Genomic DNA, 22602 nt, shown 5'->3' on the forward strand with positions numbered 1-22602 from the left:
ACATCGAAGCACGCTACAAGAAGTATCGTAAGCTGGCAGACGAGTCTGCCGACTGATCGGATGCACTCCCCAAATTTCGGCTATAAGGCGGTATCACGTTGACGCGGATTGCTATGCTCCGTGAAAACATCTCCTACTCTTCCAATGAAAAGCAACCCTCACCAAAACTGCGTAAGCCAACAGAACCGATATATATGAACCGAAACGCAGTTCCTCTTTTCAATTCAACCTGCACACCGCGTTAACCTACCGCCTTTTATGGCGAAATTTGATCGAAGTACAACCCATAGGCAAAACGATACATTTTGCATAAAAAACGCATCCCCCAACGTGACCATCATCGCGTTGGGGGATTTTGTATGTCTGTAAAAATAATATCGCGCAAAAAAGAAGAGGTGCTGCTGTGTGCAGCACCTCTTTTGCGTCGATTTTTATTGCAGTTTGAGGGTCATGATCAGCTCGCCGGCCTTGACGGTCGAGCCTTCCTTGATGAGAACCTGATCGACCGTACCGCGGATGCGGGCGACGATGTTGATTTCCATCTTCATGGCCTCGATGACCGCGACGACCTGGTTTTCCTCGACCGGGTCGCCCGGCTTGACGTTCAGCTTGGAGATCATGCCGGGGATGGACGAGCCAACCTGGCTCTTGTCGTCGGGGTCGGCCAGCGTGACCGGACGCACCTTGGATACGGCGTCCTTATCGGGCACAGCGACCTCGCGGCGCATACCGTTGAGCTCGAACTGCACGTTGCGCGTGCCGTCCTCGTTCATATCGCCCAGACCGATGTACTTGATGACCAGGGTCTTGCCGTCTTCAATGTTGATCTTGGTGGTCTCACCGAGCGCCATACCGTTGAAGAAGACGTGGCTGCCCATGCGCATGATGTAGCCGTAGGACTGACGATAGCGGCAGTAATCTTCGACAACCTTGGGGTAGAGGCACCAAGAGATGACCGAGCGGTTGGTGGGATTGGGCGAGAACTTTTCGACTTCACGGCGTGCCGCGTCAAAGTCGATCGGCGGCAGCAGTTCGCCCGGGCGGCATGTGATGGGCTCTTCACCCTTGAGCACGATCTTCTGCAGATCTTCGGGGAAGCCCCACGAGGGCTGACCCATCATGCCCTTGAAGTAGGCGACAACCGAGTCGGGGTAGGTCAGTGCGCTGCCGCGTTCGAGGATATTTTCCGGGGTCAGACCGTTCTGCACCATGAAGATTGCTAGGTCACCGACCATCTTGGAGGAAGGCGTAACCTTAACAATATCGCCCAGCATGTGGTTGACCGAAACATACATGTTTTTGACATCCTCGAACTGGTGGATCAGACCAAGGCTCTCGACCTGAGAGCGCAGGTTGGTGTACTGACCGCCAGGCATCTCATAGCGGTAGATGTCGGTCGAGGGATTGCGGATGTCGGCTTCGAACTGGGTATAGCGCTTGCGCACATCCGACCAGTAATCGGACAGGTACTGCAGCTGATGCGGGTCCAGTCCGGTGTCACGCGGCTGACCCTGCAAGGCGGTGACGATGGCGTTCATGGACGGCTGGCTGGTGGTCGAGGACATGGAGTCGATTGCGCAGTCCACGATGTCTACACCGGCCTCGGCAGCCATCAGGTAGGTTGCAACCTGGTTGCCCGAGGTGTCGTGCGTGTGCAGATGGATGGGCAGACCGACCTCGTTTTTGAGTGCGGTGACCAGTTTCTTGGCTGCGTAGGGCTTGAGCAGACCGGACATGTCCTTGATGCACAGCAGGTGCGCACCGCGCTTTTCCAGTTCCTTGGCCATATTGATGTAATACTGCAAGGTGTATTTATCGCGCTTGGGGTCTAAGATATCGCCGGTGTAGCACATGGTCGCCTCAAGCAGCTTGCCCTGTTTGAGTACCTCGTCCATGGCGATTTCCATGCCCGGGATCCAGTTGAGCGAGTCGAAGACGCGGAATACGTCGATGCCCGACTGTGCGGCCTCGCGGACGAAGGCGCGGATGAGGTTGTCCGGGTAGTTGGTGTAGCCGACCGCGTTGGAGCCGCGGAGCAGCATCTGGAAGGGGATGTTGGGAATCTTCTTGCGCAGCAAGTCCAGACGTTCCCAGGGGGATTCGTGCAGGAAGCGGTAAGCCACGTCGAAGGTCGCACCGCCCCACATTTCCAGCGAGAAGCAGTCGTTGAGGATTTCTGCCGTGCCGGGTGCACCCTTGACCATGTCGCGGGTACGTACACGGGTGGACAGCAGCGACTGGTGTGCGTCGCGCATGGTGGTATCGGTAATCAGCAGCTTTTTCTGATCGAGTACCCAGTCGCGCACAGCCTCGGGACCCTTGGTGTCAAGCAGCTGCTTGAGGCCGGTGCACTTCGGCGGCGTGCTCTGATAGGGTGGGAAGCGCGGAATGTCCAGCTGACGGCGCTCGGCAGACGGATTGTCCACCTGAATCTGTGCGATGTAGCGCAGTACCTTGGTAGCGCGGTCGCGGCCGGTCTGGAACTCAAACAGCTCGGGCGCTTCGTCGATGAACTTGGTGTGACACTTACCGGCGCGGAAGGTCGGGTGGTTTAAGATGTTGGTGACAAACGGGATGTTGGTCTTTACACCGCGGATGTGCTCCTCACTGATAGCACGCAGCGCCTTGCGGCAAACCATGTCAAAGGTACGGTCCCAGCAGGTGACCTTGACCAGCAGCGAGTCGTAATAGGGCGAGATCGTCGCGCCGGTGTAGGCGTTGCCGCCGTCCAGACGTACGCCGAAGCCGCCGCCCGAGCGGTAGGAGGTAACGCGGCCGATGTCGGGCGCGAAGTTGTTGGCCGGGTCCTCGGTGGTGACGCGGCACTGGATGGCGTAGCCGTCCATGCGCAGGTTGGACTGATCGCCCATGCCGATCTCGGGCACGGACAGCGGTGCACCCTGTGCAATGAGAATCTGTGCGCGCACGAGGTCAATGCCGGTGACCATCTCGGTGACCGTGTGCTCGACCTGAATTCTGGGGTTCATCTCGATGAAATAGTGGTTGCCCTGCTTGTCCACCAAAAATTCCACCGTACCGGCCGAGATATAGCCGATATGACGGGCAACCTTGATGGCATCCTCGTACAGTGCCTGACGGGTTGCCTCGGGCACCGACCAGGCCGGTGCGAACTCGACGACCTTCTGGTAGCGGCGCTGGAGCGAGCAGTCGCGCTCGCCGAGGTGAACGATGTTGCCGTACTGGTCTCCTAAAACCTGTACTTCGATGTGCTTGGGCTCGACAAGGTACTTCTCGATGAAAATATCCTCATTGCCGAACGCCTTCTTGGCCTCGCTCTTGACGCGCTCGAACGCGGGAGCGACCTCTTCCGGGGTATCACAGCGCCGCATACCGCGGCCGCCGCCGCCACCGGCTGCCTTCAGGATGACCGGGAAGCCGAACGAGATTGCCTTTTCGAGCGCTTCGTCTGCGTCGCGCAGCGGCTCGGTGGAACCGGGAATAGTGGGGACACCGCAGGCCTGTGCGATGGCCTTGGCCGTCAGCTTGTCGCCCATCTGGGAGAGAATGTGCGACGGAGGGCCGATGAAGGTGATGCCGGCTTCCTCGCAGGCGCGGGCAAAGTCAGCGTTTTCGCTCAGAAAGCCGTAGCCGGGATGGATGGCATCAACGTCGTGATGCTTGGCCAGATCGATGATGGACGGGATGTCCAGATAGGCCTCGAGCGGACTTTTGTTTTCACCAATGAGATAGGCTTCATCGGCGCGGGTACGGAAGAAACCATAGGTATCTTCGTTGGAATAGATTGCGACAGTGTGCAGTCCAAGATCGTAACAGGCGCGAAAGATGCGGATTGCAATTTCGCCCCGGTTGGCGACCAGAACTTTACGGAATGAGCGCTCGGTCATATGGAATACTCCTTTCTGAAAGTGGGGTCATCAACTGGATGCGCGTGCACAGGCGCAGCGCTTGTCAATCGGGAGGTGTCTGGCGGAAGCTCTGCATTTTGCGGACGATGGTCGAGGCATTGATGCCCAGAGCCGCGGCAGCCTTTCGGGTCGAGCCGTACTTGGCGAGCGCCTTCTCGATGAGCGATTTTTCAACCTGTTCCACGGCATCGCGCAGGGGAATGATGTGCTCGAAGTCAAAGGATTGCTCCTCGGCTGTGGTGAAGAACTTGTCGGGCAGATCCTCACGGGTGATGATATCACCCTGTGACACGATCATCAGGTTTTCCACCTGATTTTCCAGCTCACGCACGTTTCCGGGCCAGGGGTAGCGCTCGAACAGCGGGAAGATTTCCGCCTGTACGCTCTTTTGCATGCCGTATTTCTGGTTGAAGATGCGCAGGAAGTGGTGAATGAGCGGAATGATGTCCTCCTGACGCTCGCGCAGCGGCGGAATCTGGATGGAAACGACGTTTAAGCGATAATACAGGTCTTCGCGGAAGGTGCCCTCGTGTACCATCTGTCGCAGGTCGCGGTTGGTCGCAGCGAGGACGTGCACATCGAGCGGAATGGGGTGCGAGCCGCCCACGCGGGTGATTTCCTTCTGCTGTAAGACGCGCAGCAGCTTGACTTGCAAGTGCAGCGGCATCTCGCCGATCTCGTCGAGGAAGATGGTGCCGGTATTTGCAGCCTCAAACAGACCTTTTTTACCCTTGCTGTCCGCACCGGTGAAGGCGCCTTTTTCGTAGCCGAACAGCTCGCTTTCGAGCAGATTTTCCGGGATGGCACCGCAGTTGATGCGGATGAAGGGCTTGCCCTTGCGCGGACTGTTTTCCACAATGGTTTCGGCGATCAGCTCCTTGCCGGTGCCCGATTCGCCCAGAATGAGCACGGTTGCGCCGTCGTAGGGTGCGACGCGGTGGGCGAGCTCGATGACCTTGCGGAACGACTGGCTGTGTGCGATGAGTTTACCCAGTCCATAACGGGAACGCATCTCGTCGATTTGCTTTTTCTGAATGCGGATGACCTCGTCATAGTCACGCAGGCTGTCGCGCATGCGGCTGAGTGCGGTTACGTCGCGCACGTTGTTGACAATGTATTGGATATTGCCGTCACGATCCAAGATGGGGGTTGCGGTTGCAAGCACGTCCAGACCCGTGCGGTAGTTATGGCTGGTGTGGGTGGCGCGCTGTCCGGTTTTCAGGGTGCGCAGAATGACAGAATCCGAAAAAATGTGTTCATCAAGCAGTTCCTGTGTCGTTTTGCCTTCCAGATCGCGCTTGCTCACGCCGAGCAGAGCTGCGTTTGCCGTGTTGGCGTACAGGATACGGCCTTTGCCGTCGGTAATCCAAATTCCATCAAAGGAATGTTCGAGGATTTCCATTAAACTGTCATACGGAATGATCATTTTTCCCTCCTTGGTGTGATGCGGAATACCATTATATAAAGTATAACATATAGCCGAAGTTTTGACAAAATGCCTGCCGCAAAAATTTACGGCAGGCATTCATTTTCGAACTTATCCGAACTTATCCGAGCAGTCCCATCATCTGGGGCAGGAAGAGCGAGATTTGCGGGATGTAGGTAATGATGATCAGAACGACGATCATAGCGCCGATCCACGGCCAAATGGTTTTGGCGAGAGTCTCGAACTTAACACGCGAAATTTCGCTTGCCATGAAGAGGTTTGCGCCGAGCGGCGGGGTGATGAAGCCGATCGCAAGGTTCAGAATCATAATCATACCGAAGTGGATCGGGTTGATGCCGAGCGCGGTCACGATGGGCAGCAGGATGGGGGTCAGGATAATGATAGCAGCGTTGGTCTCCATGAACGTACCGACCAGCAGGAGCAGCAGGTTAATCAGGATGAGCAGCAGGACGGAGTTCGAGGTGATGCCGAGGATGCCTTCTGCGATCATGCTGGGCATCTGGGTGATTGCCAGAACGCGGCCAAAACCGGTGGATACGCCGATGATGAACATGACCGGTGCGCTGATGATGACCGAGCGGAACGCCATGTAGGGGATATCGGACAGCTTCACTTCCTTGTAGACGAATACGCTGATGATAACGCCCAGAACACAGCCAGCAGCAGCGGCCTCGGTGGGGGTGAAGATACCGCCGTAGATACCGCCGAGGATGATGACCGGAACCAGGAAAGAGGGGATTGCCTCTACGATGGTCTTGACCCAGTCCTTTGCGGTATACTTGACATAAACCGGCTTGTAGCCGCGCTTACGGCAGGACAGTGCGCAGTAGATGCACAGAACAGCGCCGACCAGAATACCAACCGGGAAGCCGGCGGTGAACATTGCGGTAACCGAGCAGCCGGCAGCGATTGCATAGACGACCATGCAGATACTGGGCGGGATGATGGTACCGATGGTACCAGCGGTAGCGACCAGAGAAGCGGAGTATGCGCGGTCATAGCCGGCTTCCAGCATCTCAGGAATCATAATCAGACCGATTGCAGCAACGGTTGCAGAACCGGTACCGGAGATTGCAGCGAAGATCATGCAGGCAACGATGGAAACGATGCCCAGACCGCCGGTGCGGTTGCCAAGCGAGAGTTTTGCAACGTTGATCAGACGCTTGGAGATACCGCCCTTACCCATGATGTCACCGGCGAAGGTGAACAGCGGGATAGCAACCAGAGTGAAGGAGCTGAAGCCGGACATGATGGCCTTGGTGAAGCTCTCGAGGGAGAGCGGTGCGTCGCCGAAGATCAGGAACATCGAGGCGAACGACTGGGAGACTGCAATCGGGAACGAGCAGGCCAGCAGTAAAATAAATGTGACAAACAGTGTAGCGATCATGCTTCCTTACCTCCTTCGTGGCTGTACTTCTTTTCCTCTTCGACCAGCTCAGCATTCATGTGCTGTTCCTCGTCGTCGCGGAAGTACTTGGGCATGAAGCAGATCTTGGTCGCGCCGGAGTACAGACCGCCGCGGTTTTCAAACAGCTCGTAGGAAGCGCCGAAGTGACGGATTTTCCAGACGATGGTCTGAAGCAGACGGATCATGGAAAGGAAGTAGCCGACAACGGCTGCGGTGTAGCAGACGTTGAGGGAGACCTGTACGGAAGCTGCCATGTCGTTGTACTTGGCTGCGGTCATTACGTTCTGTACTGCGCCGTACAGGAACAGACCCATCAGGACGAGCATAGCAACGTCGATCAGCAGAACCAGAGCCTTGCGGGGCTTTTCGGGCAGCATGTTGCGCAGGAAATCTACGCTGATCTGGCGGTTGTTGCGGAAGGCATAGGAGATGCCCAGGAAGCACAGCCAGACGAACATGAAGGTGGCAAATTCTTCGCCCCAGGCAAAGCCGGAGCCCATGAAGAAACGAAGGATGACCTGCAGGCAGATCAGGCAGGTCATGGCGATGAAGATCACCATAATCAGCAAAGGCTCAAAGTTGATATCGAGCCATTTTAACGTTTTTTCATATTGATTTCTCCCCTATCTCAATTCGATCAAAACCTTAGCGGGCTTCGTCTACGTAAGCCATGACCGTGTCAAAGGCTTCCTGACCGCAGATACCAACGATGCTTTCCTCGGTGATACCGCCCATGATTTCGCGCATCTCCTGGAAGGTCTCGGGCGGCAGCTCGTTAAACTGCGTGCCATGCTCTTCTTCGAGCTGCTTCATCAGTTCGTTGGTCTGACGGATCATCTCTTCCTGCTGGAACTGCTCGGCGATTTCTACTTCGCCCAGGATGAACTCACGATCCTCGGGATCGAGTCCTTCCAGCCATTCCTGATTTGCGACCAGGATATCGGTCGAGAAGGCGTGCTGAGTCAGGGTGACGTATTTCTGAACCTCGTAGAACTTGGACTCGGAGAAGCTGGTCAGTGCGCCTTCCTGACCGTCGATGAGCTTCTGCTGCATCGCGGTGAACAGCTCGTTCCAGGTGACCGAGCTCAGGTTACAGCTGACAGCTTCCCAGGCTGCGATCTGGATGGGGTTATAGCCACGGATCTTGAGGCCCTTCAGGTCGCTGAGCTCTTCAATCGGACCGCGGTTGTTGGTCAGATTGCGGAAGCCGAGTGGGAAGAAGGCCACGCCCTGCAGGCCCTGCTTGTTGTATGCGTCCAGAATGTACTGTCCGCCTTCGCCGTTGCAGAAACGCAGCGCATGATCCATGTCATCAAACATGAAGTACTGGTCAAAGGTTGCCAGTGTGGGGATTGCGGTGTTGATGTTCATGGGGTTTGAGGTTGTCATGTGCACGTCGCCGATGCGGCACTGATCGATGCCGTCGGTTTCGTTGCCGAGCTGACCAGCCGGGAAGAGCTGTACTTCCATCTCACCATTGGACTTTTCTTCAATGTTCTTTTGAAGAAGTTTGAGCGCCTGAATGGTCGGACTGGTTTCACCAGAAATTGCGGTCGAGATACGGATGACCTGTTTGTCGTCCCCGTCTGAGCCGCAGCCAGCCAGCAGAGTTGTGAGCGACACGGCCAACAGACCGGCGACAACCCTTTTTCCAATCGATGTCATATTCAATTCCTCCTCAATTTTGTGGGTTTGGAAGTTCCGCCAGACGCAAACGGCGAACTTCATCCAAAATTCCTACAGCCCTGCAATTAGCCGAATTGATGCCAACATGTCATAAATTGAGGAAAGGAGACATTTTTTGTAGCAGGTGTCAATGCGGAGTGGGGGAGATTGTACAATATGTATATAGAGCGTATGGATTCTATACACAGATTTTACAATATGTGCAAGAGTGAAACACTGGTGATGCACTGATGCAACAGGATAGCACAAAAGGACATCTTTGAGAGATGTCCTTTTGCGCGTTAAAGATAGGTGTATGTGGTGAAGGAAGTAGAAAGCAATGTATGGAGTAGAGAGTGAGTAGCAATGAGGATCACTTGGAGATCTTGCGCTCGTCGGCGACGCGCATCATGGCGCGGATGTTCTCCAGCGGTACCTGATTGATCGAACCGGCAGCGCTCAGCACGCAGCGGGGATTGCCCTGGAAGGAGTCGATGACCTGATTGCAGACATCGATGGTCTGCTCGACGGTGTAGCCTGCCAGCTCGACCGGATTCAGACCGCCCATGACCGTGACCTGATTGCCGCAGCCCTCGGCAGCCTCCAGCGGCTGGAGTACGGGGCCGTACTGCCAAGCGGAGAATCCGCCCTTGGGGATCTGGGAGACGATGTGACGGGTGGTCGAGTCGTTGTGCAGCCAGCGCTGGGTGTTCGGGAAGTCCGCGAACAGACGGTCGTACAGCGGCAGAATCAGCTCCTCATACATCTGGGGATTGAGGAACGCGGACAGGTCATCACAGACCAGAACGTGATGCAGCGGTGCACCGAGGATCTTTTCCTGTGCGTGCAGGAAAGCGATCTGGGTTTGGATGACAACGTCGAGCAGAGCATCGACCATTTCGGGCTCTGCGATGGTGTCGGCACAGAAATCGCTGATGCCGCGCAGCTGCGCTGCAACGGTGAAGGGACCCATGATCGGATGAGCGTTGACCTTCATACCCTTGGGGCAATGCTGTACCATGTACTCGAGCTGCTCGAGTGCGATGCGCATGTAGTTATCGCCGTAGGGATCGGCGGGTTTAATCTTGATGACATCCTCGTACTCTTCGATTTCGGCCTCGTGTACCGAGATAAAGCCGTGCGAGTCGAAGCGAACCTTGCCGCCCAGACCGCTGCACTCAGCGACTGCGCCGACGTCGGGCATGAGGTTGCCGCAGTTGTCGATCTTGTCGAGAACCTCCAGCTGTGCTTCGAGCATCACAGCCGGATTGTGGAAGTATTCGTTGAGGGGAACATTGCTGTGCTTGTGGAAGAATGGATAGGTGTAGAAATTAAAAACGGCATGGCTGTCGATGGGTGCGCCTGCGATGCTATTGCGCAGACGTTCAGCATTGCGCTCTCTTAATGTAGACATAAGGATACGTCCTTTCTCCGCTCTTTTCTCAAATTTTCTCAAATTCCGTATCATGTATCTTTGTTGGAACCGATCGATCTAAGACATCCGGAAAACGGCTTGTCTGTTCCCGAGATAACTTCTGCCTTTATTCTAGCACCGGAAATTCCCCTTGTCTTGTGCCATTTTTTGCCAAATACATGGAAATTTTGCTGAGTTGCTGTCAAAGTGATGCGCATGCGCAACGATGTTGCAGCAAAGCAGCAACACCGGGGGAGAAATGGACGGGAAAGCCGACTGGCTGGAGGGAGGAGGCAAATTTGGACGGGAGAGGTATGAGCAAGTTGACCGAGAATCAGAAATGAAATTCGTGTAGAAAGGAGAAAATAGCATGGAAAAGAAAAAATGATTGCGCTATCATATGGATGATAGTACAATGAAGAAAAAGAAGGAGGTCGGGCGATGGCGAGGAAGGCACAGCCTGCAGGCGGATATGCAACAGGCAAGGATGTAGCGCAACGCGCAGGGGTTTCCACCATTACGGTATCGCGCGTTTTTAACCCGGCATGGGAAGGAAAAATTCGACCGGAAACGGTAGAACGTGTGCGGCAGGTTGCGCAGGAGCTCAATTATCGACCCAATGGCGTGGCGCGCAGTCTGGTCAATCGACGTACCAATATTATTGCGGTTGTCATCGGTCAGAGCGCAGGATTCTTTTACTCGGAGATCCTGACCGACCTGGTGCGGCGCATTCAGAAGAGCGGCCGGCAGGCGCTGGTTTTCTCGCTCGATCTATATGATAATGTCGCCCGGATTTTGGAGCAGGTTGCCCAGCATCGCGTCGATGCGGTCGTGGTCACATCCTCGGCTTTGCGCACCGATGTCATGCGTCCGCTGGAAGATATGGGCATGCCGGTCATCCTGTTCAAGCGATCGGCCGAGCAGACCAACATCAGCGGGATTTGGTGCGATGAGCGCCAGGGCGCTTTGCTGGCAGCCGATTGTCTGCTGCGTACGGGATGCCGTCAGATCGGCATTGTCGCTCATCCGCACGGCGGGACCGGTCGCGCACAGGCGTTTGCCGAGGAGCTGGCGCGGCAGAATATCACCCCGGTACAGACGGTGTGGGGCGATTACAGTTATGAGTCCGGCCAGCAGGCGGCGAGAAAGCTGTTGACCGATCATCAGCTGGATGCGATTTTTTGTGAAGAGGATACGATGGCGATGGCATGTCTGGACGTTGCGCGTCAGGAATTCGGACTGCGTGTGCCGGACGATCTGGCTATCATTGGCTTTGATAACAATACAGCGGCCGCTCTGCCGGCTTACAATATTACAACGGTTGCCCATCCCATCGTGGACATGCTCGATGCGCTGATGGAGGCCATTGAGCAGGTGACGTGCGATCCGCATACGCCGGTGCGCCGTCAGTTTGAAATGTCGCTGCTGGAGCGGTCAACCACAAAGTGACCGTTTGGGACAAACAGGAGCAGTCTTTCGCAGGAAAGATTGCTTTACACAAAAATGATAACGCTATCATTTGGAGGTGAATGACGTGGAGATCGGATTGTGTGCGGATTTGCACGTCGGTTTGAATCAGCAGCAGGTACAGTCGCTGCAAATGCTGGTGCTCAGCACGACAGAGCTGGAAGCGATGCTGCGGGAAGAAGAGATGGACAATCCATTTTTTGAACTGCGGGAAAGCAGCGTAATCGAGCAGCAGGCAGCATGGCTGGACAGCAGCCGCCGTCCGCGCACAACGCTGGCAGCCGAGGACGAAACCCTGCGGCAGCTGGCCGCACCCGAGGATGACGCGCTGCGCAATCACCTGTGGGCACAGATTGATTGGGATGCACACACACCGGATGAGCAGAGGTTGCTTCAAATTCTGCTTGAATGCCTGGACGAACAGGGCATGCTGACCGACTCGGCGCAGGAGCTGGCAAAGAGCACCGGATACGCGGTGCACATGGTCGAATGGGCGCTGGAAGTTCTGCGCGGACTGGAACCGGCTGGTGTTGCAGCCGAGAGCGTGGGACATTGTTTGATGTTACAGCTCGCACGACAGGGAGAACAAGACCGCGCTAAGCTGGATGCGGTGCGCAACTGTCTGGAAGATCTGGCACGCGGCCGATTCGGCGTGGTAGCGCAGAAATGCGGGTTGCAGCCGGCGCAGGCGCGTGACCTGCTGCGCCGGGTGAAACTGCTCGATCCCAACCCGACCGCAGCCTTTCAGAACCAGCAAAGCCGGTACATTTTGCCCGATGTCATCGCCGAACAGAACGAGGACGGATGGACGATTGAGATTAACGATAAATGGATGGGCAGCGTTGGTCTGAGCGACTATTATTGCCGCATGGCGCATCAGTCGGACGACCCGCAGCTGCGCGAGTACGCGGTGAAAAAGATTGCCCATGCGAAATTTGTGATTTCGTGCGTGGAAAAACGGCGCAGCACACTGGAACGCGTGGTACGCTGCATCGTACAAAAACAGGAAGGCTACCTGACCGGTCAGGGAACGTTGCAGCCGTTCAGTATCCGCGACATCGCGCATCAGCTGGACATGCACGAGTCCACGGTAGGACGCGCCATCCGCGGCAAATATCTGCAATGCCGACGCGGCTGTTTTGCACTCTCCCGACTGCTGACCGCAGTGGCCGGAGAGAGCGGCAGCAAGACGGTCGGCAAGGCCGAAGTGCTCGAGCGCATGCGCCACATGATTCAGCAGGAAGATAAGAAAAACCCGATGAGCGACGAGACCATCTGCGCGGTGCTGACCGCACAGGGCGTGCGCATCTCGCGGCGCACGGTCGCCAAGTATCGCGAGATGATGGGCATCGCCGGTATGTTTCAGCGCAGAGTGGTCTGAGTTGGCACGAAAAATGCTGTCAGGTACGGTGAGAATATTTGCCGGGATACACAAGGAGGAATCGGTGTGGAAATCAAAAAAATTGGTGTAATCGGCACGGGAAACATCGGTGCGTGTCAGGCAACACTGATCGTCGGCAATGGCATTGCGTGCAGCGTGATTGCGCACTCGGAAGCGGGTGCCGAGCGATGCCGGGAAACCGTGCGGCGCAACTTTGAGACGTTCATCGAACATGGACTGGCAACCGAGCGCAACCGGGACGCAGCGATGGAGCTGCTGACCATCAGCCATTCGTATGATGCGCTGGCCGGTGCCGATCTTGTCTTTGAGGCGGCAGCTGAAGATCTGAATGTAAAGCATGCGATCTATGCGGCGATCGAGGCGGTAGTCGATGCAGACACGCCGATCGCTTCGACGACCTCGTCCATTCCGGTCGATGACCTGTGTGCAGGCATGCAGCACCCCGAGCGTATGCTGGTCGCGCACCCGTTCCAGCCGGTACACATCCAGCCGCTGGTCGAGCTGGTCGGCGGCAGCTGCACAGCACAGAGTGCACTGGAACGCACCTACGAACTGCTCATCGCCCTCGATCGCAAGGTGGTACGGCTCAAAAAGAGCGTTCCGGGCTTTGTGGTCAACCGTCTGGCGCAGGCCATGTTCCGCGAATCGCTCTATATGATTGAGCAGGGCGTTGCGGATGCAGCAGATATCGACCTTGCCGTTCGCTATGCGGTTGGTATGCGCTACGCATCCATCGGTCTGCTGGAATATTTTGACGACGTTGGATTTGATTTGGAGAAGGCGATTGCACAGACCGTTTACCCCGATTTGTGCGCTGTTGACAGCGTGCAACAGATCGTGCAGGACGGTATCGCAGCCGGAAATACCGGTCGACGCGCCGGCCTTGGCCTGTATGACTGGTCGAAAAAGGACGACGCCGACTATTTACGCCGCAAAACGGCTCCGTTTTTGAATGATATTCACTGGAAGCTGCCCGAGTAAGAAGAGAAAATGCAAGCGCGTTGCATGATTGCAACACCATGATGCGAGGATGCAGCGAATCCGGCAGGGGGACGGGAAAAAATCCCCGAAAAAACCGGAAAAATCCCCCAAAACAGACTTGGCACGAAAAATGCTGTAACACAGTAAATGAAAACACCGTCCGAAAAAAGATGGACGAAAGATGTAAGCCCTGAGGGGCGTGGAGGCGATACCATTGCGGGACAATTTACTCAAACAAAAAATTAAAAACGGCGAGAGCGCAATCGGCACATTTGTAAAGATGACCGATCCGTCGGTCGTCGAGGTGCTGGCACTGGCCGGTTTCGATTTCTTTGTACTCGATACCGAGCATGTAGCCATCGACCGTGAGCAGCTGCTCGGCATCCTGCGTGCAGCGGAAGCGTTTAACATCACGCCGCTCGTTCGTGTCAGAGAGAATCAGCAGGTCGAGATTCTGCAGAATCTGGATCTGGGCTATATGGGCGTACAGGTGCCCAACGTAGACACGCCCGAGCAGGCAAAGCGCATGGTTGAGAGCGTCAAGTACACACCGCTCGGCGTGCGCGGACTGTCTCCGAGTGTACGCGCGTGCGGATACAGCACCTGCGGCGTACAGGAATACATTGATCATGCAAATGCACACACCATGGTTGTTTCGCACTGCGAGACCAAGGAGTGCGTAGATAATCTGGACGAGATCCTCAAGATCGACGGCATTGACGTCATCTTCATCGGCCCCATGGACCTGTCCCAGTCGCTCGGCGTACCCGGCCAGACCGGCAGCGAGCTGGTAAAGAGCACGATTGATACGATCTTTGAGAAGGTTGGCAAGTCGGACAAGGCCATCGGCACCACGGCAGGCACGCCTGAGGCAGCGCTGGCACTGATCGAGCGCGGCGCACAGTACATCCTGCTGAGCACCGACCAGGCAATGCTGCTCAAGTGGGGCAAGAGCGCGATCGATAAGATCCGTGGAAAGGAGTAACGCGCCGTGAAGATTTTTCTGACTGAAAAGATTCATGCGGATGCCGTTGCCATGATGGGCGAGCATGTGACCGTCGTACAGGGTACTTCGGTCGATCCCGATGAGATCGTCCGCCAGGCACAGGATTGCGACGCCATTCTGGTGCGCTCGGCACGCATTACCGCAGAGATGATGGACAAGCTGCCCAAGCTGCGCGCAGTTGCCAAGCACGGCATCGGCGTAGACAACATTGACGTCAAGGGCGCAACCGAGCGCGGCATCCTGGTCGTCAATGCACCGTTTGCAAACGTCAACGCGGTTGCAGAGCACGGTCTGGCACTGCTGATGGCAGCATCCAAGTTCATTCCGCAGCTCGACCGCATGACCCGCGAAGGCGGATTTGCACGCCGCAACGAGTTCGTCACCACCGAGCTTGCAGGCAAGACCATCGGTCTGGTCGGCCTCGGCCGTATCTCCTCGCTGCTGGCTAAGAAGCTGTCCGGTTTTTCGGTTCGCATTCTGGCATCCGACCCCTTTGTCACCGAAGAGCGTGCAAAGGAGCTGGGCGTAGAGCTGGTAGACCTGGATACCGTGCTGGCTGAGAGTGATTTTGTCAGCCTGCACACCCCGCTGCTCGACTCCACCCGTCACATGATGGGCCGCGAACAGTTTGCCAAGATGAAGAAGACCGCATGGCTGGTTAACGTTTCCCGCGGTCCGGTCGTCGATGAGGAGGCGCTGATCGAGGCGCTGAAGGCGAAGGAAATCGCCGGTGCAGCGCTCGATGTCTTCGAGCAGGAGCCGCCCGCAGCAGACAACGCACTGTTTGCACTGGACAACGTCGTCCTGTCCCCGCACAATGCCGCGCTGAGCGACAACGCACTGCGTGCAATGGCGATGGACAGCGCACAGGGACTGGTCGATTATCTGGAAGGCCGCCGTCCCGAGTTCCCGGTCAACCGCGAAGTACTCGAAAAGTAAGTTAAATTTAAAAAAGAACATAATACGTTTCCAAAATACATGGAAGGAGAACAGAAAGATGTCTTTTACTAAGGTATATCGCTTTCAGGATCTGAACGGCTATGAGTCGGTCATTTCCAAGGGCAACTCTGAGATGAAGTTTATGGGCTTTGGCCGCATCCTGCTCAAGGCTGGCCAGACCTTTGAATACGAGGTAGTCGGCGAGGAGCATGCAGTCGTACTGCAGAGCGGTGACTTCACCGTAACCGTAGAGTACGACGGCAAGACCGTTATCGACGGCGAGAAGGGCGTACGCGGCAACGTATACGACGATCTGCCGACCGCTTTCTATGCACCTCCGCGCGCACGCGTTCGCCTGTACTCGGAGAACGGCATGGAGGCACGTGTCTTCACCGCTTACTGCGAAGAGGGCAATGCACCGTACTTCTGCCCGCCGGAGAACGTCGAGGAAGGCGAGCCGGGCGAGTACATCTACAAGAGAAAGTACCGTTACATCTTCGGTCAGCCGGGTAAGCACAACGGCGACATCACCCGCCTGCTGATCGTCGGCGAGTCGGTTTCCGTACCGGGCGGCTGGATTGGTTTCCCCGCACATCGCCACGACTACCAGATCGAGGGCAAGGAGTGCGTACTCGACGAGATCTTCTCCTTCCAGGTGAAGTCCGGTTCGGAGAGCGGCCAGGGCGGCCTGATGCAGCATGGCTACGATCTGACCGCAGACAACGAGAAGATCTGGGATGAGGTCAACGTGATCGAGTCCGACAATACCGCAGTTGCGCTGCCGGTTGGCTATCACACCACGGTTGCGCTGCCCGGTTCGACTGCATACCTGCTGTGGGGCCTGGCTGGTCCGTGCAAGCAGTATAAGGTGCAGTTTGACGAGCGTTATTCCTGGCTCGAAGGCTGCCTGTATTGATTAAAAGTGCCGAACGGTACGGAGGGAGGAAAGGCAATGAGCCTCGCGGAAGAAATTCGTGCATGTCAAGTAAGAGAAGGTGAGCTGGCATTGTTCTGGCTGGGGCAGGCAGGATTTCTGCTGGTCGACAGTCTGGGGCAGCAGCTCGCGATCGACCCCTACCTGACAAATTGCGGGGAACGCATCCGCGGCTTCAAGCGTATTTCGCCCATGATGCTTTCTCCTGAGGCGTTTCATCCCGATTATTACATTACGACCCATACGCATTTTGATCATTTCGATTACGATGCCATTCCGGTGATCGCGCGCAATGGGAAGACAATCTTTCTCGGGCCGGAAAGCTGCCAGCAGGAGATGGATAAGCTGGACATCGCTCACGATCACCGCAGAAAGCTGTGTGTCGGGGACACGGTTACCTTCCCCGGCATCACCATTACCGCTTGCCGGGCCGACCATGGCACCATGGCGCCCGATGCAATCGGACTGCTCGTTGAGATGGGCGGGCATCGCCTGTACTTCTCGGGCGACACCGCCTTCCATGCCGACCTGTGCAAAGAGGTTGCAGCCTTCGGGCCGGAAGTCGCAGCCCTGTCCATCAACGGTGCATTCGGCAACATGACAGCCTGGGAGGGCGCAGAGGCGGCCAATCTGGTCGGCGCATCCATCGCCATTCCCTGTCATTTCTGGACATTCACCGAGCATGGCGGTGCACCGTGGGTCTTCAGCGAATTTTTGAAGAAAATCGGAGATTGCGAGCCGGTTTGTATGCGGCAGGGAGAAATGCTGCTGCTTGCGCGAGAGGCCTGAGTTTCGTGTTGTGCAACACATAAGGAGGATTTTACAATGAAGGCGATTCGTTTTATGGCGCCGGAGACCATCGAGGTATCGGACATTCCGATGCCGGTATGCAAGGACGATGAGGTCATCGCAAAGATTGCCTATGCAGGCTTCTGTGCGACCGATATCGAACTGCTGACCGGTGAGATGGTACATATCAAAAACGGAAATACCACCTATCCGCTCGTGCCCGGTCACGAGTGGGCAGGTACGATCGTTGCCGTTGGCAGCAAGGTGCGCGACCTGAAGGTCGGCGACCAGATCACCTCGGACGTCAGTCTGGGCTGCGGCGAGTGCGATTACTGCCGCGAGGGACGCTACAACCTGTGCCCCAACCGTGAGGTAGTTGGTTCTTACCGCAACCGTCAGGGCGCGTTTGCTGAGTACATTGCAGTACCGCAGCGTCACGTTTACAAGGTTCCGGAAAACCTGAGCCTGGAAGAGGCAGCACTGGCTGAGCCGGCAGGCACGGCAGAGTACGCGGTCCGCCGCGCACGCATCCCGGCAGGCGCACAGGTTCTGGTCATTGGCGACGGCCCGATCGGCCAGCTGGCTGCACAGCTCGCCAACATCGAGGGTGCACGCCGTGTCATCATGGCAGGCAGCTGGGATGAAAAGCTGGCGATCGCAAAGGAATGCGGCGTCAGCGATGTCATCAACTACCATCGTGAGGACGTTGCAGAGCGTGCCAAGGAACTGACCGAGGGCGAGGGCCCGCTGATCATCATTGAGACTTCGGGCAACAAGACCGCACTCAATCAGGCCATCAAGGCACTCAAGCCGGGCGGCCGCATCGTTATGGTAAGCTGGTACAACGGCGATGAAGTCGCAGCCATGCTCAACGCGACGATTGCAAAGGATGCAGAGCTCATTGGCACCCTGGCAAGCCCCAACACCTTTAACACCGTCCTGGGCTACATGGCCGAGGGCAAGCTCAACGTCCGTCCGCTCATCACCCACGTAAAGCCCCTTGAGGAGCTGGATGACGTAGTCAAGATGGTACGTGCAAAGAAGGAAATGCGGATTAAGATTCTTCTGAAGCCGTGATCCGATAAATCAAAGAATCCATACAAACATCTCCATTAAAAAAACATCTCAAAAACCAAAGATCGCCGCGCAAGCGGCACAAAGAAAGGAACAACGATTATGAGCGAACTGAAGAAGCAGACCGAGTTCAAGCTGTATAAGAGAGATTCCGTGTTCTTCGATCAGAACACTGCACCTGTAAACATTGACTATGCAAGAGAAGTCAACGACGTAGCAATCCTGCCTCTGGGCGCAATCGAGCAGCACGGCCCGCACTGCCCCAACGGTCTGGACAGCTTCAACGCAATCTGCCTGGCAAAGAAGGTCGCTGAGAAGTCCGGCGCAACCGTTCTGCCCTGCCCGATGTACGGCGGCCATCCCTACATGCACATGGGCATGCCTGCTACCATCGCACTCAACTATGAGACCAACATGGCTCTGATCCATGACATCATCGCTGGCGCTTCCAACGTAGGCTACAACAAGTTCATCCTGCTGGTTGCTCACGGTCAGGACAGCTCCTTCATTCCGGCGGTTCATAAGCTGGGCATGGAGGGTTACTTCACCGTAGCTTCCACCTGGTACGACTTCCTGGGCGACAACAAGGACGTTCTGTCCGACTACATGTGGCATGCAGACGAGGCTGAGACCTCTATGGCACTGTCCCTGTACGGCGATCTGGTACACATGGATCTGGCAATCGATGGCGGCGGCACCACCCTGGTAGACGGCAAGTGGAAGAAGGCACCGGGCGAGATGTCTCATCCCTTCCAGTTCTATCATTTCGATGGTACCTTCGCTCTGATGGAGAAGGACGACCTGGATTACGGTGTCATCGGCAACCCGACCAAGGCAAGCAAGGAGAAGGGCGACGCTCTGGTAGAGAAGGTCGTAGAGGGCTACAGCGCATTCATTAAGGACCTGCTCGAGAAGCATCCGGTTGGCGTAAATCCGCTGGGCTTCCGCAACCCGCTCGGCTTCAACGGCTTCAACGGCGGCGCTTACCCCACCTTCGACAAGGATCACGACGCGAAGGGCCGTCCGCTGTACTACAACAAGTAAGTTTATTACCCCTTCATATTCACAAACCAACCCTTTTCTCTCCGTAAAGCAATGTGTTGCCGTACGGCAGCACATTGCTTTCTAACAATCCCTATGTAATGTGCCGGTGTCAAGTGACTGATTTGCACCGGCACATTATTTCATAACATTTGCGTCGAGGCTTATGGCATCAGGATGCACGCGAGATCAAACAGGAGGATGACAATGCAGGACAGAAAACCATTAAAGACCCGCACCTATGTGCATGATCCGTCTTTATTTGCGCGGGAAAACCTGTTTTATGTCAAGATGGCGGGAGAATACCATCGCGTCAGCGATTATCGGATTGAGCGGGAACGGATGGAGAGCCTGCTGGTCATCTACGTGACAGAGGGCGAACTGACCGTATGCCTGGGCGGCGAACTGATGACAGCGCCGGCGGGATCGATCGTGCTGCTTGACTGCCGACGGCCGCACAGCTATTTTTCCAGACAGCCGGTGAGTCTGCGCTGGGTGCACATCCAGGGCAATGCTGTTTTTGCCTATGCGGCACAGCTCAGACGGAGAATGGAAAAATGCGTGATCGAGCAGCCGGACGGCCTGGCTTGTCAGGCATTTTTGGGACTGTTCGGCCTGCTGCAAGCCGATCATTATTTAGAGAACAGTGTCTCGGTCGCAGTGCACCGCTTTTTGGGTGACCTGCTCGAAGAATTGCAGGAGAAGGAATACAGACCGGCAAACCACATCATGCGCGCTGCCGCGTACATCCGGGAAAATTATATGAAGGACATTTCGGTCAACGATGTGGCAGAGCTGCACGGGATGAGTGTCTACCATTTCATTCGGATGTTCGGACGGCAATACGGCATGCCGCCGCATGAGTACCTGACCGTCCAGCGCATCGCCTGCGCCAAAAAGCTGCTGCTGTTCAGCAATCAGTCGGTCAAGAATATCGCACAGACGTGCGGATATCAGACGGCTGCGGCGCTCAACCATGCCTTCCAGAAGCAGCTGGGTCTGTCACCGTCGGCATTTCGCGCACAACAGCGATGCCAAAATGCAACATTCAACTCCTGACAGCGTCGTTCTGCCCATGTGATCCAACGCGCGGATCGGAATGGGCAGAATTTTTTTATTTGTGTGGGCTTGCAGACCGGGGAAAGACTGTCGCACATACGCACAGGATGTTCCGAAATGCAGCGCACAGCGCGTCAAAGACCGTCGATTACATGGGAAAAAGGCAAAAAAGCAGGTCGTGTTTTGAGTTGGCACTTTTTCGGCTGATACTGGAACATGTATATGCTTTATGCAGAATTGGGTGAAATAGATGAACAAAGACATAAAGATGGAAAAACAAGCACAGCGGCCGTACTGCCTGCTGAACTTCAATCAGGCAGAGCCTGCATACGAAAAGCAGATCAAATCAACCACCACACTGTATCAGCATTTGGACGAATTATTTCACGAGCCCGAACTTGCCAGTCAGGCGCAGTTTGCCAAAGAGGTGGCAGAATGCCGGGAGGATGATAAGCGGGTGATCTGGAACGCGGGCTGCACCTATGCGATGCCGCTGGCCGTGCTGGGTGAGGATGAATTTTTCATCCGTGTCGTCACCGAACCCGAACTGATGCGCGAGCTGTGCGAGCGCTACGCCATCCGCAAGGCCGATGCCATTGTGCAGACCTTGCAGGTGATGCAGATTCGGCCCGAGGTGCTGCTGTTTTCCGATCCATTTGGAAAGTCCGGCCTGCCGCCGCTCAGACCGGCAGTTTTTCGGACATTGCTCAAATCTGCACAGCAGTTTTTGGTCAGACGCATCAAGCGTGCCTACCCGGAAATCAAGATCTGGTATCGCTGCTGCGCGGCGTCTTATCCGCTGGCGGCGGACTTTGCCGAAATCGGGTTTGACGCATGGATTCCGAGCGGCAAAACCGAGCCGTTTGCACAGGAGCTGGAAGACTGCCGGCAGTTTATTCAGGATGAGCTGGAACTGCTGTCGGTGACCCAAGGCCAGTGGGACAGCCTGAAAAAAGGTACAACAACATGTGTCTGATGCGCAGCGCGGGAACGTGCTGGCAGAGCCACAAAAGAGAATAAAAAATTGAAAGGAGTTTGACCCAAATGAAGCGCATGGTGTGGATGCAGCATGTAGAGGAAGATGAATTGCTTGCCGAGCAGGATGTTCTGCTGCGCAGCGAATCGGTTTTGCTGGAGGAGGAGCAGCAGCGGGAACGCTTTCAGCAGATTTTGCTGTTCCAGGAAGATCAGGAGCAGGCCGAATGGATTGCACAGTGGGAACAGCGGCAGAAAAAGCACTGGAAAACCTATCTGGAGCACTGTAAGCACAGAGTGATTGCCCGTCTGCTGGGAGAACCGCTCAATACCTTCCTTCCGCATGTGGGTACCGAGTGCGGTGCACGGCGTGCGCGTCATTTTGGGGTCAGCGAGGCCGAGCTGGAGCAGCGCGTGCAGATGCTGCTCGAGTTCAATCCCAGACTGGGCATGCGCGGCTGCCGTATGGCCATCGAGTACGATGCGCTGCTGGATATGCAGCTACGCGCACTGTTCGGCGCGGTCACCGAACGGGGCGGCGATCGCATTGACATCCTGATTCCCTTTGTCACCAGCGCACAGGAGACCCGGACGATGAAGGACAGAATTGCCCGCGTAGCACAGGGCTACCCGGCACTTCAGGTCAAGATTGGCGCCGAGCTGTCCACACCGCGCGCAGCCTGCGTTGCCGGAGAGATTGCCGGATATGTGGACTTTGTCGTGTTTGATACCATGGAGCTGACACAAATGCTGTATGGTATGGACTGGCAGGACACCCGACGGGTCATCAACCGCTATTTGGAGCTCAAACTTATTGAGCAGAGTCCGTTCCGCCAGCTGGACACCGTGGCAGTGGGCTCGCTGTTGTTGATGGGATTGGCCGATATCCGCAAAAAACATCCGAACTGTGAGGTCGGTGTGAGCGGACAGCCGGTCACCAATGAAAAGAGCTGTAAATATTGCGAGGAAAACGGCTTTGACTTCATTGTTTTGCCTGCCGTGCTTCCAAACTGGCTGGATGACAGCGAAGAAATGACGGGTGAGGATATGGTGAGTCAATAAAGCGGCAGCGAGGTAGAAAACCTCTGATATCGAGACAATTTCAGACATGAAA

Annotated in this window: 18 protein-coding genes; 12 read left to right on the forward strand and 6 right to left on the reverse strand. The window is 55.9% G+C overall.

The annotated features are described in order from the left end of the window. Positions 1-431: 431 nt before the first annotated feature. The 6 genes from B5D52_RS12740 to B5D52_RS12765 all read right to left on the reverse strand — a co-directional run bounded on the left by B5D52_RS12740 (position 432) and on the right by B5D52_RS12765 (position 9821). Positions 432-3866: a pyruvate carboxylase gene (locus tag B5D52_RS12740; RefSeq protein WP_016148478.1), complete on the reverse strand. Its 3435-nt coding sequence runs from the start codon at positions 3864-3866 to the stop codon at positions 432-434. A gap of 64 nt (positions 3867-3930) precedes the next feature. Then, positions 3931-5313 carry a sigma-54 interaction domain-containing protein gene (locus B5D52_RS12745; RefSeq protein ID WP_016148477.1) on the reverse strand — a complete coding sequence of 461 codons (1383 nt, stop codon included), beginning with the start codon at positions 5311-5313 and terminating at the stop codon, positions 3931-3933. 121 nt (positions 5314-5434) lie between these two features. Next, positions 5435-6721, reverse strand: coding sequence for a TRAP transporter large permease (locus tag B5D52_RS12750; protein ID WP_016148476.1), 1287 nt, complete (start codon positions 6719-6721; stop codon positions 5435-5437). Beyond that, the gene (locus B5D52_RS12755) at positions 6718-7302 is read right to left on the reverse strand and encodes a TRAP transporter small permease (RefSeq protein ID WP_016148475.1); all 585 of its coding nucleotides are present in this window, start codon (positions 7300-7302) and stop codon (positions 6718-6720) included. The genes B5D52_RS12750 and B5D52_RS12755 overlap by 4 nt, the downstream gene beginning before the upstream one ends. An 85-nt stretch (positions 7303-7387) precedes the next feature. After that, positions 7388-8407, reverse strand: coding sequence for a TRAP transporter substrate-binding protein (locus tag B5D52_RS12760; protein ID WP_016148474.1), 1020 nt, complete (start codon positions 8405-8407; stop codon positions 7388-7390). A gap of 373 nt (positions 8408-8780) precedes the next feature. Next, positions 8781-9821: a uroporphyrinogen decarboxylase family protein gene (locus B5D52_RS12765; protein ID WP_016148473.1), complete on the reverse strand. Its 1041-nt coding sequence runs from the start codon at positions 9819-9821 to the stop codon at positions 8781-8783. A gap of 441 nt (positions 9822-10262) precedes the next feature. Between B5D52_RS12765 and B5D52_RS12770 the strand changes: the two genes are divergently transcribed. The 12 genes from B5D52_RS12770 (at position 10263) to B5D52_RS12825 (ending at position 22550) form a co-directional block, all read left to right on the forward strand. After that, positions 10263-11270, forward strand: coding sequence for a LacI family DNA-binding transcriptional regulator (locus B5D52_RS12770; protein ID WP_016148472.1), 1008 nt, complete (start codon positions 10263-10265; stop codon positions 11268-11270). Positions 11271-11355: 85 nt separating this feature from the next. Beyond that, positions 11356-12669 (forward strand): RNA polymerase factor sigma-54, encoded by a 1314-nt coding sequence (rpoN, locus tag B5D52_RS12775; RefSeq protein ID WP_016148471.1) that lies wholly within the window; start codon positions 11356-11358, stop codon positions 12667-12669. 66 nt (positions 12670-12735) lie between these two features. After that, positions 12736-13671, forward strand: a complete 936-nt coding sequence (locus B5D52_RS12780; protein ID WP_016148470.1) for a 3-hydroxyacyl-CoA dehydrogenase family protein — start codon at positions 12736-12738, stop codon at positions 13669-13671. Positions 13672-13885: 214 nt separating this feature from the next. Beyond that, positions 13886-14656 carry an HpcH/HpaI aldolase family protein gene (locus B5D52_RS12785; protein WP_016148469.1) on the forward strand — a complete coding sequence of 257 codons (771 nt, stop codon included), beginning with the start codon at positions 13886-13888 and terminating at the stop codon, positions 14654-14656. 6 nt (positions 14657-14662) lie between these two features. Next, entirely contained in the window at positions 14663-15616 is a 954-nt protein-coding gene (locus B5D52_RS12790; protein ID WP_016148468.1) for a hydroxyacid dehydrogenase, read from the forward strand. Positions 15617-15674: 58 nt separating this feature from the next. After that, positions 15675-16532, forward strand: a complete 858-nt coding sequence (locus B5D52_RS12795) for a 5-deoxy-glucuronate isomerase (protein ID WP_016148467.1) — start codon at positions 15675-15677, stop codon at positions 16530-16532. A 36-nt stretch (positions 16533-16568) separates the two neighbouring features. Beyond that, positions 16569-17339, forward strand: coding sequence for an MBL fold metallo-hydrolase (locus tag B5D52_RS12800; RefSeq protein WP_016148466.1), 771 nt, complete (start codon positions 16569-16571; stop codon positions 17337-17339). Positions 17340-17375: 36 nt separating this feature from the next. Continuing rightward, the gene (locus tag B5D52_RS12805) at positions 17376-18416 is read left to right on the forward strand and encodes a zinc-dependent alcohol dehydrogenase (RefSeq protein ID WP_016148465.1); all 1041 of its coding nucleotides are present in this window, start codon (positions 17376-17378) and stop codon (positions 18414-18416) included. Between the two features lie 99 nt (positions 18417-18515). Next, the gene (locus B5D52_RS12810) at positions 18516-19457 is read left to right on the forward strand and encodes a creatininase family protein (RefSeq protein ID WP_016148464.1); all 942 of its coding nucleotides are present in this window, start codon (positions 18516-18518) and stop codon (positions 19455-19457) included. A 204-nt stretch (positions 19458-19661) separates the two neighbouring features. Further along, positions 19662-20513, forward strand: a complete 852-nt coding sequence (locus tag B5D52_RS12815) for an AraC family transcriptional regulator (protein WP_016148463.1) — start codon at positions 19662-19664, stop codon at positions 20511-20513. A gap of 268 nt (positions 20514-20781) precedes the next feature. After that, positions 20782-21489, forward strand: coding sequence for a uroporphyrinogen decarboxylase/cobalamine-independent methonine synthase family protein (locus tag B5D52_RS12820; protein WP_147535131.1), 708 nt, complete (start codon positions 20782-20784; stop codon positions 21487-21489). Between the two features lie 68 nt (positions 21490-21557). Next, the gene (locus B5D52_RS12825; protein WP_016148461.1) at positions 21558-22550 is read left to right on the forward strand and encodes a putative PEP-binding protein; all 993 of its coding nucleotides are present in this window, start codon (positions 21558-21560) and stop codon (positions 22548-22550) included. Positions 22551-22602 lie beyond the last annotated feature (52 nt).

The sequence above is a fragment of the Butyricicoccus pullicaecorum DSM 23266 genome, from assembly GCF_900167005.1.
Lineage (GTDB): Bacteria > Bacillota > Clostridia > Oscillospirales > Butyricicoccaceae > Butyricicoccus > Butyricicoccus pullicaecorum.